Here is a 14523-nt window from a genome sequence, read left to right as displayed (position 1 = left end):
CCGACCGCCGAGCGGCAAGGCTGGGACCATGACCTCCGCGAGGCTGACCATCCACCCGCCCGACGAGAACGGAAGCCGCCAGGTCCGCTACGACGGCGCCGTCCTCGGCACCGCAGACCGGCCCAGCGACGTCGTCGAGTTGCTGCGCCGGGCCGGAGTCGCCGCTCCCGAAGCCCTCGACCTCGGCGATCCGGAGGTGGTCGAATGGCGCGGCGCCGGCCCCGAGGGCTGGGCGGAGTCACCGCCGTGACCGTCGGGAACCGGAGCCGCCGACCGATTCGGTCACGTTCTGCGGGTGGAATCTCGTTGTGCGCGCGGACTCGGGCTGAGCGCATCGGCGGCCTCGCCCTCCTTGCCCGACGCGGCCGCGAGGTCCTCGGCGGACGCGTCACGGCCGGCTGCCGGCTTGTCGTCGCCGCGGGCCGAGGGGCGCCTGCGCCGGCTCTGCGGGTCGTCGTCGTGGAGGGGAGCGCCTCCGGCGCCTCCCTGGTCCATGTCGTCCATCACAAGCTCCTTCCGTTCATTCCCCCGACCGTCACGGGACGAGGAGCGCCTTGATCATCCCGTCCTCCTTCGCCTGGAAGCGGGCGTATGCGTCGGGCGCCTCCTCGAGCGGCAGGGTGTGGGTGGCGAAGCCCTCCACGCCGAGGGGGTCGGCGTCGGTCAGCAGCGGCAGGATGGCATCGGTCCAGGCGCGTACGTTGGCCTGGCCCATCCGCAGGCTGATCTGCTTGTCGAACAGGGTGAGCAGGGGCATCGGGTCGACGGCGCCGCCGTAGACGCCCGAGACGGACAGGGTGCCGCCGCGGCGGACGAGTTCGATGCCGGTGTGCAGGGCGTTCAGGCGGTCCATCCCGACGCGCTCCATGAGGGGGCGTGCGACGGCGTCGGGCAGCCGCGCGGTCACCTTCTGGGCGAGGGACGCGGCGAGACCGCCGTGGGCCTCCATGCCGACCGCGTCGATGACCGAGTCCGTTCCGCGCCCGTCGGTGAGGTCGCGGACCGCTTCGACCACGCCGTCCGGTCCGTGGGCGCGCAGGTCGAGGGTGTGGACTCCCTGGCTGCGGGCCCGTGCGAGGCGCGCGGGGACGAGGTCGATGCCGATGACGGTCCGGGCGCCGCGGTGCTGTGCGATCCGCGCGGACATCTGGCCGATCGGACCGAGGCCGAGGACGGTGAGGGTCCCGTCCCGGGGCAGCTCGGCGTACTCCACCGCCTGCCAGGCCGTGGGCAGGACGTCGGACAGGTAGACGTAGCGCTCGTCGGGCGGCTCCGGGGGGACCTTCACCGGCAGGGTGTCGCCGAAGGGGACGCGCAGGTACTCGGCCTGGCCGCCGGGGACCTGCCCGTAGAGCTTGGTGTAGCCGAAGAGGGCGGCGCCCTTGCCGTGTGCGCGGACCTGTGTGGTCTCGCACTGGGAGTGCAGCCCCATGCCGCACATGTAGCAGGTGCCGCAGGAGATGTTGAACGGCACGACCACGCGGTCCCCGCGCCCGAGGGTGCGGACCTCGGGGCCGGTCTCCTCCACGACGCCCATCGCCTCGTGGCCGAGCACGTCGCCGGGGTCCAGGTAGGCGCCGAGCACGGAGTAGAGGTGGAGGTCGGATCCGCAGATGCCGGTCGTGGTCACTCTGACGATGATGTCGGTGGGTTCTTCGATGCGGGGGTCGGGGACGGTCTCGACGCGGACGTCCTCCCGGCCCTGCCAGGTCAGTGCGCGCACGGGGGGCCTCCTCGCTCATCCGGTCGGCGGACGTCGGTGGTGGCCGTGCTGGAGTCTGGCCTCCACGTGCCCGTCCACGATGCGCGTGTCGAACGCGGGCTGGGGTGCGGTGGCGGGGCCCCGGACGTTCCAGCCGTCCGCCAGGCGGAACACGCTGCCGTGCCAGGGGCACCGTACGCAGCCGTCCGCGATCTCCCCCTCCGCGAGCGGCCCCGCCATGTGGGCGCAGCGGTCGGCCAGCGCGCGGACGGCGCCGCCGCTCTCGCGTACGACGAGTACGTCCACGTCGTCCACCCGGGCGCGTACGGCCCGGCCCACGGGGAAGGCGGCCACCGCTCCGAGGTGGTGCCAGCCCTCCCGTACGAGGTGGGTGACCTGCTCGGCGTGGTTGGCGCCGGCGGCCTGCCGGTAGGCGAGGTGGCCGCCCAGCGCGCCCGCCGCGCCGACCACGGCGAGGCCGGCCATGCCGAGCGCCTTGCCGCGCAGGACGCGGCCCTGCGTACGGGCCGCGAAGGAGCTCGCGTAGAGCACGACGGCGGTGGTGTTGCCCAGGGCGTGGACGAGCCCGGTGCGGGCCTGTTCGGGCGGGAGCTCCGCCCAGTCCACCCAGCCGGACACCGCGGCGGGCGCCGCCGCGGCGAGACCGGCGCCCACCAGGACGTGCGCGGCTCGGCACCGGCCCGGACCGAGGTCCAGCAGTGCGGCCGACAGCCAGGTCCCGATCGGGACCTGGACGAGCAGGGGGTGTGCCGGATGGCCCAGCGGGCGGCCGTGGAGCACGTCGCGCACGGGTCCGAGCGGCACCGCCCGTACGGCCCGGCGGAGCGTGCGGATCAGGGGATCGGCGTACGGCGCCCGTTCCAGGCGTTCGACGGCCGAGAGCAGCGGTCCCGGGCCGGAGGCCACTGCCGCGTGGTGCATGCGGTCTGAGTCCATGGACCGCGCCTACCCGGCGACGGCACCGTCATGTGCGGCGTCCGGGGGGCGGCGGGGCGTGGTCGTCCGGAGTCGGCCCCTCGCTGTCGCGCAGCAGCATCCCGGTCTCCGCGGGGGTGAGCGGCACGGGCGGCGGGCCCGCGTCCGTCAGCCTGGCGAGGAGGCTGCGGCAGGCCCGGTCCTCGTCGGGGAACCGCTCCAGCACGGTGCGCGCCCCCCGCTCGCGGACGCCCACCACCCATGTGCCGGCCTGCTCCGCCAGGTAGAGGCGGTCCTCCGCGCGGGGGAGACCGGGAGGACCGGGGCAGTCGGGCACCTCGTACAGGCCGGGCGGAACCCCGGCCTCGCGCAGTGCCTCACACAGCCGGTGGCGGTCCATGCCCCGGCCTCCCTTCGGCGTTTCGGCGTTCGGCGTCAGTTCGCCCGTTCCAGGGAGCCGTCCGCCACGAGGTTGCTGACCCGGGTGCCCGTCTGGACGTTCGGGCAGTACGAGTCGCCCTGCGCGGGCCTCACGCTCGTGACGTACTGCACGCCGAGGCCGGGCTGTTCGAACCACGGGAGGGTGGGGCCGGCGCAGACCAGGATCGGCTTCTTCACCCGGTAGAGGTGGTAGTCGAAGGGCCAGCGGGGGTCCTGGGTGTTGAGGTTGGACGGCGGGATGGAGCGCTCGCCGTACTTGGTGCCGGCCGGTGCGAGGAAGCTCCCGAACTCGGCCCCGAAGCGGTCCAGCAACAGCCCCGGCTCGAGGGTGATCTCCGTGGCGATGATCTGGCCGCTCGCGTCGCGGGCGAAGCCGTCGCTGCTCGGGTACTTGTAGCCGCCCAGCCCGCTGTCGGCCGTGGGGTCCCACCACGTGTTGAGGAACTCCACCGGGGTGAGCTCACCGAACCGCTGGTAGCCGGTGAGGATGGCGCCGAGCACCCCGGTGGTGGGGAGCTTGGCCGGGCCGAACCGCCAGTCGTTGCACTTGAACTCGGTGTGCGCGTACGGGTAGGGCGAGGGGACCAGCCCCAGGCAGCGCGTCTTCTTGGCGTCGGACTCGGTGCTCTTGGCCTGGGACCCGGTCTTCGCCTCGGAGCCGGTGGTCTTCGCTTCCGGGCCGGTCCCGGACTCCGCGCCGGTCTTGGCGTCGGAACCGGTCTGTGCCTCCGGGGCGGGCCCGGACTCCTTCTCCTGGGCCTTCTCCTTCTCCTGGGCCTTCTCCTGGCTCTGGCCCTGGCCCTTCTCCTGCTCCTTCCGCTTCCCCTTGCCCTTTTCCCTGTCGCCCTTGTGTTTCCTGCCCTCGTCCCGTTTGTCGTCCTCGTCGCCGCTCGCCCGCCCGGGGGCCGGGGGCGGGACCGAGGCTGCCCATGCCGGGGGTTGGCCGACCGTGGAGGCCTGTGCCTCCACGGCAGTGAACGGGAGGGCGCCGAGCAGGACGGAACCGGTGAACCCGGCCGTCGTGGCCAGGCTCGCGCACCAACGGGGGAATGCCACAGAAACCTCCGGGAGATCGAGTCCACGGGGCGTCAGAAACGCCCCGACCCATCACAGGAGATCCGCGGGGGCCCGGCAATCCGGGCGGGGCCGAACGGCGGCGCCGGTCACCTGACCGCACGTCGGTGTACCGCTGCCGGGAGCCGCCCGCCCCCTCCGGCCCGTCGTACCGTCAAGCGTCGCCCTGCTGCCGGACGAGGTGGCACAGGCGTAGGAGGGTGGTGTCGTCGCCGAAGCCACCCGCCTTGACCAGTACGGGGAGGGCGGGCCGGCCGCCGAGCAGGGTTCCGCGTGCCACGCCGGGCTCGGGCTCGTCGGCCAGGCTGATGCCGGTGACCCCGAGGGCGCCGAGTGCGTCGAGGACCTCGGCGGCGGTCTCTCCCCCGGTGAGCACCAGCGCGTCGATCCGGTCCTCCTCGACGAGCTTGCGCACGGCGTCGGCCATGGCGCGGCCGAGGGCCCGGGCGGCGTCCCGCGGCCGGCGTTCGTCCGGGGTGTGCAGGGCGAGCACGGGTGCCGTCGCGGCGCTCAGGTCGGCGACCGTCGCGGCGGGGTCGTCGGTGGCGGTCACCGTCCGTACGTCCACCCGGGCGCGCAGCACGGCCAGCTGCCGGCGGGTGGCGGGATTCGCGCTGCCGACGACGACCAGCGTCCGCCGGGCCGGACCGGGTAGGGGAGGGGGGACGACCGCGGCCCGTGCGCAGTGCCGTGCGAGGGCGGCCGCGAGCCCGGGCGAGCCGACCCACAACACCTCCTCGGGGCGGGGCACGCTCTCGACGAGCCGGTCGAGGTCGGCGTCCTGCTGGGCCGAGTACGCCACCACCGCGCCCGCGCCGGTCAGCCGGGGCAGTTCGGCGACCCGGTCCGGGCCGGCCGGGACGGCCTCCGGGAGCAGTTCCGCGAGGTCCGAGCACCGTACGGGGTGTGCGGGGTCGCGGGCGAACTCGCTCTCGTGGACCGGGACGCCCCGTACGTACTGCACCCCGCCCACCGTCACCCGGCCCTCGGCGGGGAAGGCGGGGGCGACGATCACGGCCCGGCGCCCGGAGCCGGAGCGGGCGGCCCGGATCTCCGCCGCGACGTGCCCCCGGAGGGTGGAGTCCACCGTCTTCAGCAGCAGGCCGGCGCCGGCGTACCGGTGGGCGGCCTCCCGCATACGGGCGGCGGCGGTCCGCTCGTCGGCGACGCGCGTCCCGAGGTCGACCGCGGTCACGCCGCCGGACGGACCGGCCGCTACCGCGGGCGCCGCCGGGAGGCGGAAGAGGATGCGGGCCTCGTGGCCGGTCCGGCGGAAGGGCGCTGCGCCGTCGCCGGCACTGGTGAGGTCGTCCGCCAGCACGGCGATGACCGGTCCCCGGTCCCTTCGGGATGTCATTGCGTTCCCCCTCCACCTGGTCGCCGTAGCCGCGCGGCCGGCGCCCTCACGAGATCGTTACCGCCCCATACTGGGCGGCGGAACAGCGCCGGACAAGTCACGCCCTCCCCGTCCCCCACAGGGGGTTCTCGGGCCGTATCCCTGCGTGGCCCTGGCCCGAGGTCCTACAGTCCGTTGCATGTTGGACTTTCAACTCCTCGGCGCGATCGCCGGGTTGGGGGGCGTGGCCCTCGGCGTTCTGTTCGTGGTCTACCGGGACTTCGTCCGCAGTCTCATCCGGCAGAAGATGTTCCGGACGCTGACGCCCGCGCAGGCCACCGGACTCTTCGGAGCCGTGATCACCTTCACCTTCGCCATCGCCATCCTCGGGATCTTCGCCACGCTCGCGGAGGGGGCGGGGGCGAGGCGGTTCATGGTGCTGGTCGGGGTCCTGCTCGCCTTCCTGCTGCTGGCGCTGCTGCTGGCGGGCCGGTTCGTGAACCCGGGACGCAGAGGGTCGGACGGCGGGGCCGCCGAGGAACGGACCCTGGCCCGGGTGGCGCGGCTGGTGGCCGCGGGTGAGCCGGTGCAGGCCGAACGGGCACTGGAGGCTCCGGGCACGGACCGCAGCTCCGAGGAGTTCTGGTACTGGAAGGCCCGGATCGCGCTGGCCGGCGGGAACACCGCGGTGGCCGCAGGCTACGTCGACGAGGCGCTGAAGCTCGAACCGCGCAACCCGCACGCCCTCGCGCTGAAGATCAGGATCCTGCTCGTCGGCCAGGACCCGGCGGACCTCGGCCGGGCCGTGCAGCTCGCCGAGAACGGCCAGGGCCTCAGCGAGGAGCTGGACGTCTGGCTGCGGCGGCTGCGGGCCGAGGGCATGTTCGAGGTCGGCGTACGGACCAACACCGCCCTGGACGAACGCTGCCCGCTGCCCGCCCGGGAAGGCGGCCGAGCCGCGTCCCGCTGAGCCGGGCCGCCCCGACCCCTCGTACACCGGCGGACGGATCACCGCGCCGGAACACGGAACACGGAACACGCAACACGGAACACGCAACACGGAATCAGGAATTCGGAGAAGGTGCGCATGACGATCGACTTCGGGGGCTCCATGGACGGCTCCCCCGCCGTGCTCTACATCCCGCGTCCCTCGGGACCGGGCCCCTGGCACTGGGCCGCCCCACAGGCCGAGGAGGAGATCCGCCGCCGGGGCAGGAGCCGGGGGCTACACCTGGCGGAGGGGACGGCCCGCGAACCGGAAGAGGTGGACTCCTTACTGGACCGGCACCCGGGCGCCGCCGTGCTCGTCCAGTCCGCGCTCCCCGGCCACCGCCCACTGCTCCGGCCGCTCCTCGACGGGGACCACGAACTCGTCGACGCCCTCATCGCCCTCGGCGCCACGCTCGTCGTCTGCGACGAGGAGTCCGGGCCCGCCCCGGGCGTCTCCGTACGGCACTGGGCACGTGCCGAGGCGGTGCTCCTGGTCACCGACCCGTTCGCCCCGCTCAGCCTGCTCCCCGACGAGGAGTGGCGCCGTACGACGGCCTGCGAGAGGTACGCGCGGGGACTGGGACTGCGGCCCGGCAGTCGCATCCGGGACTACCCGTCGTACATGGACTTCGTGCAGGAGGAACTCCGCTCCGGCCCTGCTGCGGCGGGCGTCACGGTCGTGATCCACCCCGCGGCGTCCACCGGGGGCCCCGACATCCACGGGCGGCCGCACCGCCACGAGAGCCCGGTCTGGCGCTGGCTGAGCCGGGGCGCGGTCGTCCACTCGGCGGGGCGGGTGGGGCAGGAGTCGGAGGGGGTGGACGAGCTGCGCGGCCACCTCCGCTCGCGTCCGAAAGAGCGTCGCATGGACCGGTTGCGGCGGGAGCAGAACATCGAACCGGGGCCCGAGCCGACAGCCGGACCGGAGGTCTACTACGACGACGCTTGGGACGCCGCCGATGCGGCCCTGGACGACCGTCCCGCCTTCATCGACCTCCATGCAACCGCCAAAGACGCGTACGCCGATCACCTCATCGTCGGCGACCACGACGCCTCACCCGACTTCCTGGGCCCGGCCTTCGTGCGTCCGCCCCGCGAGCCGGAACCGCCCCGCCGCGACCCCAGCCAGCCCCTCCCCCGTGACGGCCTCTTCATCCGCCGCACCACCGCTTACGGCACCCGGGCCCACCTCGGGATCACGGAGCTCATCGACAACGGTGTCCTGATCGGGCAGGACCAGATCCGCTTCGACGACTTCGTCGCCTCGCGCACCGACCGGGTGCCCGGGCCTGCCGAGGGCGAGGCGGTCGCCGTCAGCCACGGCCTCGCGGCGGTGCCCGGCGATTCCAAGGCCCACGACGCCACCACCCACTTCGTGGAGATCGCCCTCAAGGCCGGCGCGGCGCCGTCCGGCGGGGCGGCGCAGCCCGAGGAGCCCCTGCCGGTCAACCTCGTCTTCGTCGTCGACACCAGCATCTCCATGACGGGCAGCAAGCTCGACACGGTGAAGGCGGCCCTCCAGGAGATCCACCGGCGGCTGCGGCCCACCGACACCCTCGGCATCGTCACGTTCGCCACCAACGTCTCCACCCTCCTCCCGGCCACCCGCAAGGACGACCTGCCGCCCGAGCGGTTCGCGCAGCTCGTCGCCGGCATGAAGGCCGACGGCGGGACCGACATCAACCTCGGCATCCAGTACGGGATCGCCGAGATCGGCCGCCGGGCCGGCACCGCCCGCACCGTCAACCGGCTGTACCTGTTCTCGGACGGCGACCCGACCTCCGGCGAGACGAACTGGACGGTCATCCGCAAGAACCTCGCGGTCAAGCTGCGCGGCGACCTGACCGTCTCCTGCTTCGGCTTCGGCGGTGACGCGCGGATGGACGAGCTGTCGGCGCTCGCCGGAACCGCGGGCGGGCACGCCACCTTCGTCACCCGTCCCGAGGAGGTCGGCACCGGCCTCCTGGAGGACCTGGAGCGGCGCGACCACCTGGCCGCCATCGACATCCAGCTCCGGATCGACATCGACCCGGAGGTCGTGGTGTGGCACCTGTACGGGCACGACCTGGTGTCCGACCCGAGGGCGCGGGCCGGTGTGTTCCGCGAGGCCGAGGAGGCGGCCCGGTTCGCGCTGGCGGAGTACGGCACCGCCGTGCTGCCCGACCTGATCACCGACGAGCACGGCATCCGGATCTTCGCCCCCGACCTGGCGTTCGGCGAGACGTACTGGGTGGTCCTGGAGGTGCAGGTCCCGGACGGCCGGACGGCCTCGGACGGGCTCGGCACGGCGACCGTGCAGTACGCCGACACCGTCGCGCGGGAGAGCCGGAGCCGCAGCATCACCCTGGCGGAAGGGCCGCTGCTGGCCGGGGAGACGGTACTCGTGCACGCCGTGGGACTGCGGACCAGCGAGGTCACGTACCACGCGCTGGACGACCTGTACGAGAACGACCGCGCCGCCGCCGGACGCAGGCTGACCGAACACATCCAGGTCCTCAAGCAGGTCCACGACGCCCATCCGGCCGCGGAGTTCGTCGACGACCGGGTGACGCTGGAGAAGCTCAAGTCCCTGACGGACTCGCTGGGCACGGTGATGTCCTTCACGGACGCCGCCGCCCCGGCGCCCGGCATCCGGGCCATGAACGCCTTCGCACAGGTCAGGTCCGGGTACGCGGCGTTCTGAACGGCTCCAGGCCGGGCGGCGGACCGTCGCCGCCCGGCGGGACCGATCCACCCGGGGCCCCTCCGCGGTGGCCGTCACCGACTGCCCCTATCATGACCCCGGCTGCAGGCCGGGCGCCGTTCCCGGCGCTGCGTGGCGACGCCGTACGCGACAGCGCGGCACGGCGCTGACGACGACGGCACCCACATCGAAGGTCCCGTGTTCGTTCGCCCGGGTTCCAGGGGGGTGGGGATCCACGGCGAAGGGGCGGGTAGATGAAGGCGTGGGTGGTCCCCGGGTACACGGAGACCAGAGAACTCGGCTCGGGAGCCAGTGGCCGGGTCGTACTGGCGGTGCACGACGGGACGGGAACTCCCGTCGCGGTGAAGTACCTCAACGACCGGCTGCGCGGCGACCCCGCGTTCGTCCAGGGCTTCCGGGCCGAGGCCCGCCTGCTCGGCGGTCTCCGGTCGCCGTACGTCGTCGGGCTGTACGAGTACGTGGAGGCGCCCCACGGCGCCGCCATCGTGATGGAGCTCGTCGACGGCGTCGCGCTGCGCGAGCTGCTGAAGCAGTCCGGGCAGGGCGGCACCGGCCCCGAGGCGGCCCTGGTCGTACTGAAGGGCTCTCTGCTGGGCCTGGCGGCCGCGCACCGGGCCGGCGTCGTGCACCGCGACTACAAGCCGGAGAACGTGCTGGTCGCCGCCGACGGCTCGTCCAAGCTGGTGGACTTCGGTATCGCCACGGACCACGGCGCCACGCCGGGTGTGGCCGGTACGCCCGCGTACATGGCGCCCGAGCAGTGGCAGGGCCGGCCCGCCTCCCCGGCGGCCGACGTGTACGCGGCGACGGCCACGTTCTTCGAGTGCCTGACCGGGCGCAAGCCGTACGCCGGAGAGAACTTCGCCGAGCTGGCGCTCCAGCACATCGAGGCCCCGGTCCCCGAGTCCGAGGCCCCCGGGCCGGTGCGCCCGCTGATCCGGCGGGGCCTGGCGAAGCGGCCGGACGAGCGCCCGGAGGATGCCGAGGCGTTCGTCGCCGAGCTGGAGGCCGTGGCCCGCGGCGCGTACGGCCCGGACTGGGAGGAGCGCGGCCAGCGCAAGCTGGCGGCGCTGGCCGCGCTCCTGCCGCTGCTGTTCCCCTCGGCGGGCGGCGCACCGGCGACCACCACGGCGTTCGCCACGACCTCGCTGTGGGCGCCCGGGCGGCGCGGCTGGCTGGGCGCGGGCGTGGCGCTGGTGCTGGGGCTGCTGGTGGTCGTCACCCAGGCGGCGGCCACGGACCGGCCGGTCGGTGCGGCCGCGTTGAGCTCCTTCGCGACGACCAGCGCGGCGCCGCCGACGGGCGGGCCGGTCCCGTCGGGGTCGCCGTCGGGTTCGGCGTCCCCCTCGGCCTCGGCCTCGCCCGACGCGTCGGCCTCGCCGTCCGCGTCGCCGTCCGGCTCGGCGTCGGCCTCCGCGGGAGCCTCCCCTGGTCCCGGCCCCGGTCCCGGCTCGTCGTCCGCCCCGGTACCGACGGGCCCGGCCCAGCCGACGCCGGCGCCGCCGACCACCCCGCCCCCGTCCCCCACGCCCTCCCCGGCGGTGAAGGTGAGGGCGGTGAGCGTGACCTCGTTCCGGCAGACCGGTGTCACCGCGGCGCAGGTGACGTTGTCCGTCGACGCATCCGGCCCGGCGACCGTCCGGCTGGAGTGGTTCAGCAGTGACGCCCGGGGCTCGCTCGGCGCGTCCGAGGGCTCCCTGACCTTCCCCTCCTCGACGGCGGCGACCGCCCGGACCCTCACGTTCCGCGGCGCGGGCTGCTATTGGGGCGTACGGGCCACGACGACGCCCGCGGCGGGCGGCGGGGCAGCGGTCCAGCAGTTCCTGATCAGGCGGTGCGACATCCGATGAGCAACGACGACGAGTACAGCGCGACCGCGCTCGGCAGCCACTGGATCAGCGGGCCCCCCGCCGAACGGCCGGACGTCGCCCCCGACCGGGTCGACGGCTCCGTGCTGCGCTTCGGACCCGGGGTGACCGCCGCCGCCGTGGCACCGTTCCCGGTCGTGCCGGAACCCGCGCCCACCCGCCGGTCCGGGGGCGGCCTGCGCCGGTACGCGCTCGCGGGCGCCGTACTGGCCGGCGTCCTCGGCTACCTGTGCTGGCAGCAGTACGGGCCGGGCGTCGCGGTGCGGGACGCGGCCGTGACCACCGATCCGGCCGGACCGGGGTGCGGGGCGACCGCCGATGTGGTCGCCGTCGTACGGACGGACGGCCGCCCCGGGACCATTGCCTACCGGTGGATCCGCAGCGACGGCACCCGCTCCGAGCGGTTGACGGAGCGGGTGGCCCGGGGGCAGCAGGAGGCCCGGCTCCACCTGGAGTGGACCTTCCAGGGCACGGGGAACTACCCGGCGAAGGCGCAACGGGAGCTGCTGGAGCCGGCCCGGCGCACGGCGGCGGTGGAGTTCGCCTACCACTGCGCCCCGTAGCGGGGTCGGACGGCGATGTCGGCGGGGCCGTGACACGTGCCGACCTCGGCTGACTCTTTCCGGCCAACACCCCTGTTGCATGGCTGGAAACAGTGCAATGCTGGGCGCACGGCGGCCCTCCCCCTCCCCCGCGGAGAGGCCCCCGGCCCCGCCCGGACGCACCCCCGGGCGGGGCCCATCCATGCCCCGCCCTAACCCTCCAGCGGCTTCAGCTCCTTGGCGAAGTGGAAGGCGACGATGTCGAGGCGTTCCCGGAGGTAGAAGCGGTGGGCGCCGGTGCGGTGGGTGGCCGAGTCGAGGCTGAACTCGTAGCAGTCCGCGGCGCGGGCGTGCGCCTCCAGGTGGGCGAGCATCGCGTGGCCGACACCGGTCGAGCGGGCGGCCTCGGACGTCACCAGGTCGTCCACGTAGAGCTTGCGCAGGCAACTGGTGGTGTCGACGATGCGCCAGCCGGCCGCGGCGACGCACGCCCCGTCGTCCGCGTAGCCGGCGGTGAAGCGGAGGCCCTGGTCGTGGCCGCGCTCGTACACCTGGCGGAACAGCTCCTCGGTGAGGTGCGGGCGCAGCTCACGCAGGACGGGGAGCAGGTCGGACGTCAGGCGCGGGTCGCCGACGCCGAGGTCGATGATCTTCATGCCGGGGACGATATCCCAGCCCCCGCCGGCGCGGGCCGGAGCCGGGATCCGCCGGAGCCGCGGGGCCGGCGGGGCGGCGAGGGAGGTCAGCCGCGGTAGAGCTTGTTCACCGCGGTACGGGTGGTGTTCTTGAAGGCGTTCACGGGGGCGTCCTGGAAGGTGCCCATGCGGCCCCAGTGCACGACGGTGACGGTGCGCCCGTCCCTGCCGACGGCGAACAGGTGGACGTCGTTGCCGGCCCACGCGTGCGTGGTCCGTACGCCCTGGACGCGCGCGCCCTCCTCGACCTCGACGCGGCCGAAGTCGCGCCACTCGGCCCTGACGTCCGGATCCTGCTGCGCCACGCGGTCCGCGCAGCTCTTGACCGCCGCGTTGAACAGCGCGGCCAGCGAGCGCGCCGCGGCCTCGTCGCGCTCCACGACGGTGACCTGGACCGCGTTGGTGTCGACGTCCGTCCAGAACGCGCGGTGCCGTGACGTGGCACCGGGCAGCGCCTCGCCGACGCAGAACGGCAGCGGGTCGGGGGCCCCGGCGGTCACCGGGCCCGCGTGCCAGGCCGTGCCGGTCTGCCGCGGCAGCTCGCGGGCGTCCAGGAAGGCGGGCCCGTCCGCGGCGGCGGCGGACGGCGCCGCCAGGGCGGCGGTCGCCACGGCCGCGACGGCGGCGGCGGCGGCGAGGCAGGTGGGGGCGGCGGGACGGTGGCTCATCAGATCTCCCCGTTCACGGTGAAAGCAGGACAGGCAGTACGGGCGGTACGGGCGGTACGTCCTGGGCATTTCCCCGCTGCCCCCGGATAAACGGCCGCACCCCACAGTGCCAGGGGTGCGGCGTGCGGGGTGCGGGGTGCGGCGCTCCGGTGACCGGCGCGCGTCAGCGGTGCTGCGCGGCGCGCGGGGCGACCAGGGCCGCCGGCGCGTCGGTGAGCGGCGGACCCGCCGGACCGCCGCGCTTGGCGTCGGGCACGGGGGCGGCCGGGGCCGGAGTCGGGGCCGGGGCCGTACTGCCGCACAGGGCCTGGTCCTTGTACGCCCGCATCGCGGCGTCGGCCGGGTGGTCGAGCAGCTCCGTGCCGGCCTCGTTGAGGCGCTGGTACTTCATCAGGTTGTAGCCGATCGCGAACTGCCGCTTGCCCTCGGGGCTGGACAGCACCCACGTGCCGGCGCCGAAGACGCCGCCGTCGTGGCCCCACGCCGGCCCGCACGGCGTGTCCATGGAGTAGATGCCGAGGCCGTAGCGCATGGCGACCTCCCCGGACGGGGTCCTGACGTCCACGGTGGTGCGCATCTGGTCCAGTTGGGCCCGCGGCAGCAGGTCGCCCTTCAGCAGGGCCCGGTAGAAGGTGCTGAGGTCCTGCGTGGTCGACACGAGCGCGCCCGCGGTGCCCGCCCAGGTCATGTTGTAGTCGCTGTAGTCGCGCGGCGGGTCGATCAGCCCGTAGAAGCTCTCGTACATGCGGGCGTGCGGGCCGTGGATCTTCGGGTCGGTGCCGGGGAAGTAGGTGTTCCGCAGGCCGGCCGGGCGGATCACGTCCCGGGTGATGACCCGCTCCGGGTCCTCACCGGTGACCTTGCGCAGGATCTCGCCGAGGAGGACGTAGTTGGTGTTCGAGTAGTGCCACTCGGCACCGGGTTCGCTGAGCTGCGGGCGGGCCACCCCGTATCCGATCAGCTCGGCCGGGCGCACCGTGCGGAACCGGTGGTCGTCGAGGCTTTCGGTGGTGCCCTTGAGGAGCGAGGGGAAGGCGTCCGCTATGTAGTCGTTGATGCCGCTGGTGTGGTTGAGCAGCATGCGTACGGTCACCTTGCGGCCGCGCTCGCCCGGCAGCAGCTCGGGCACGTAGTCGCCCACCGGCCGGTCGAGTTCGATGCGTCCCCGGGCGGACTGCTGGAGCACGGCGACGGCGGTGAAGGTCTTGGTGACGCTGCCGACGCGGTGCCGGAAGTCCGGGCGGACCGGGCGCCTGGTGTCCACGTCCGCGAAGCCGGCCGCCCCGTCGAAACGGGACTGCCCGTCCCGGACCGTCGAGTAGATGCCGTAGATGCCGGCCTCGTGGACGGCCCGCAGCTTCTTGTCGAGCTCCGCGCGGTCGAGGCGGCCGGCGGCCGGAGCGGCGGCAACGGCGGTGTCCGGGCCGGCGGCGAACGCGGTGGGGGCGAGACCGGCGAGGAGGGCGACGGCGACGGCGCTCGCCGCCGCGGCACGGCGCAGCCGACGGGGGCTGCGGGGGTGGGAACGGCCGGGGCGGGAGTGGTCCACGGGTCTCTCCTGGGTCGG

At 74.3% G+C, this 14523-nt stretch carries 14 protein-coding genes; 5 read left to right on the top strand and 9 right to left on the bottom strand.

The features are described 5' to 3' along the window. Window positions 1–28 precede the first annotated feature (28 nt). The gene (locus ACZ4VL_RS02675) at window positions 29–250 is read left to right on the top strand and encodes a hypothetical protein (RefSeq protein WP_468194851.1); all 222 of its coding nucleotides are present in this window, start codon (window positions 29–31) and stop codon (window positions 248–250) included. 32 nt (window positions 251–282) lie between these two features. Here the strand turns inward: ACZ4VL_RS02675 and ACZ4VL_RS02670 are convergent, their stop codons facing one another. The 6 genes from ACZ4VL_RS02670 to ACZ4VL_RS02645 form a co-directional block, all read right to left on the bottom strand. Further along, entirely contained in the window at window positions 283–504 is a 222-nt protein-coding gene (locus ACZ4VL_RS02670) for a hypothetical protein (protein ID WP_468194847.1), read from the bottom strand. Between the two features lie 31 nt (window positions 505–535). Then, window positions 536–1723 carry a zinc-dependent alcohol dehydrogenase gene (locus tag ACZ4VL_RS02665; RefSeq protein ID WP_468194844.1) on the bottom strand — a complete coding sequence of 396 codons (1188 nt, stop codon included), beginning with the start codon at window positions 1721–1723 and terminating at the stop codon, window positions 536–538. Window positions 1724–1738: 15 nt separating this feature from the next. Then, on the bottom strand, window positions 1739–2659 hold the full coding sequence (locus ACZ4VL_RS02660) for a Rieske (2Fe-2S) protein (RefSeq protein ID WP_468194841.1): 921 nt from the start codon (window positions 2657–2659) through the stop codon (window positions 1739–1741). Window positions 2660–2687: 28 nt separating this feature from the next. Then, complete coding sequence (locus tag ACZ4VL_RS02655; protein WP_468194839.1) at window positions 2688–3038, bottom strand: hypothetical protein; 351 nt, start codon at window positions 3036–3038, stop codon at window positions 2688–2690. A 35-nt stretch (window positions 3039–3073) separates the two neighbouring features. Continuing rightward, window positions 3074–4135 carry a TNT domain-containing protein gene (locus tag ACZ4VL_RS02650; protein ID WP_468194836.1) on the bottom strand — a complete coding sequence of 354 codons (1062 nt, stop codon included), beginning with the start codon at window positions 4133–4135 and terminating at the stop codon, window positions 3074–3076. A 172-nt stretch (window positions 4136–4307) separates the two neighbouring features. Then, entirely contained in the window at window positions 4308–5510 is a 1203-nt protein-coding gene (locus ACZ4VL_RS02645) for a four-carbon acid sugar kinase family protein (RefSeq protein WP_468194834.1), read from the bottom strand. 178 nt (window positions 5511–5688) lie between these two features. Here ACZ4VL_RS02645 and ACZ4VL_RS02640 point away from each other — a divergent pair, with 178 nt between their 5' ends. The 4 genes from ACZ4VL_RS02640 to ACZ4VL_RS02625 all read left to right on the top strand — a co-directional run bounded on the left by ACZ4VL_RS02640 (window position 5689) and on the right by ACZ4VL_RS02625 (window position 11614). Next, window positions 5689–6459, top strand: coding sequence for a hypothetical protein (locus tag ACZ4VL_RS02640; RefSeq protein ID WP_468194831.1), 771 nt, complete (start codon window positions 5689–5691; stop codon window positions 6457–6459). Window positions 6460–6576: 117 nt separating this feature from the next. After that, the gene (locus ACZ4VL_RS02635) at window positions 6577–9162 is read left to right on the top strand and encodes a VWA domain-containing protein (RefSeq protein WP_468194829.1); all 2586 of its coding nucleotides are present in this window, start codon (window positions 6577–6579) and stop codon (window positions 9160–9162) included. A gap of 254 nt (window positions 9163–9416) precedes the next feature. After that, window positions 9417–11033 (top strand): protein kinase domain-containing protein, encoded by a 1617-nt coding sequence (locus ACZ4VL_RS02630; RefSeq protein WP_468194826.1) that lies wholly within the window; start codon window positions 9417–9419, stop codon window positions 11031–11033. Further along, window positions 11030–11614: a hypothetical protein gene (locus ACZ4VL_RS02625; protein WP_468194823.1), complete on the top strand. Its 585-nt coding sequence runs from the start codon at window positions 11030–11032 to the stop codon at window positions 11612–11614. Before ACZ4VL_RS02630 ends, ACZ4VL_RS02625 begins: the two co-directional genes overlap by 4 nt. Window positions 11615–11805: 191 nt before the next feature. On the opposite strand, the gene ACZ4VL_RS02620 is transcribed toward ACZ4VL_RS02625, so the two are convergent. The 3 genes from ACZ4VL_RS02620 to ACZ4VL_RS02610 form a co-directional block, all read right to left on the bottom strand. Beyond that, the gene (locus ACZ4VL_RS02620) at window positions 11806–12249 is read right to left on the bottom strand and encodes a GNAT family N-acetyltransferase (protein WP_468194820.1); all 444 of its coding nucleotides are present in this window, start codon (window positions 12247–12249) and stop codon (window positions 11806–11808) included. An 86-nt stretch (window positions 12250–12335) separates the two neighbouring features. Further along, a complete protein-coding gene (locus ACZ4VL_RS02615; RefSeq protein WP_468194817.1) occupies window positions 12336–12956 on the bottom strand; it encodes a hypothetical protein in 621 nt (206 codons plus the stop codon). Window positions 12957–13119: 163 nt separating this feature from the next. Further along, a complete protein-coding gene (locus tag ACZ4VL_RS02610; RefSeq protein WP_468194814.1) occupies window positions 13120–14505 on the bottom strand; it encodes a serine hydrolase domain-containing protein in 1386 nt (461 codons plus the stop codon). Between the last annotated feature and the right edge of the window lie 18 nt (window positions 14506–14523).

Source organism: Streptomyces sp. NPDC029014 (assembly GCF_055564695.1).
The sequence above is the reverse complement of the archived record's forward strand: the minus strand, read 5'-3'. Positions and strand labels throughout refer to the sequence as shown.

What these genes read in the sequence shown, in the direction of transcription:
- ACZ4VL_RS02675 (WP_468194851.1), top strand. Translation starts at nt 29, where the DNA reads ATGACCTCCGCGAGGCTGACCATCCACCCGCCCGACGAGAACGGAAGC.
- ACZ4VL_RS02670 (WP_468194847.1), bottom strand. Translation starts at nt 504, where the DNA reads ATGGACGACATGGACCAGGGAGGCGCCGGAGGCGCTCCCCTCCACGAC.
- ACZ4VL_RS02660 (WP_468194841.1), bottom strand. Translation starts at nt 2,659, where the DNA reads ATGGACTCAGACCGCATGCACCACGCGGCAGTGGCCTCCGGCCCGGGA.
- ACZ4VL_RS02655 (WP_468194839.1), bottom strand. Translation starts at nt 3,038, where the DNA reads ATGGACCGCCACCGGCTGTGTGAGGCACTGCGCGAGGCCGGGGTTCCG.
- ACZ4VL_RS02645 (WP_468194834.1), bottom strand. Translation starts at nt 5,510, where the DNA reads ATGACATCCCGAAGGGACCGGGGACCGGTCATCGCCGTGCTGGCGGAC.
- ACZ4VL_RS02640 (WP_468194831.1), top strand. Translation starts at nt 5,689, where the DNA reads ATGTTGGACTTTCAACTCCTCGGCGCGATCGCCGGGTTGGGGGGCGTG.
- ACZ4VL_RS02635 (WP_468194829.1), top strand. Translation starts at nt 6,577, where the DNA reads ATGACGATCGACTTCGGGGGCTCCATGGACGGCTCCCCCGCCGTGCTC.
- ACZ4VL_RS02630 (WP_468194826.1), top strand. Translation starts at nt 9,417, where the DNA reads ATGAAGGCGTGGGTGGTCCCCGGGTACACGGAGACCAGAGAACTCGGC.
- ACZ4VL_RS02625 (WP_468194823.1), top strand. Translation starts at nt 11,030, where the DNA reads ATGAGCAACGACGACGAGTACAGCGCGACCGCGCTCGGCAGCCACTGG.
- ACZ4VL_RS02620 (WP_468194820.1), bottom strand. Translation starts at nt 12,249, where the DNA reads ATGAAGATCATCGACCTCGGCGTCGGCGACCCGCGCCTGACGTCCGAC.
- ACZ4VL_RS02615 (WP_468194817.1), bottom strand. Translation starts at nt 12,956, where the DNA reads ATGAGCCACCGTCCCGCCGCCCCCACCTGCCTCGCCGCCGCCGCCGCC.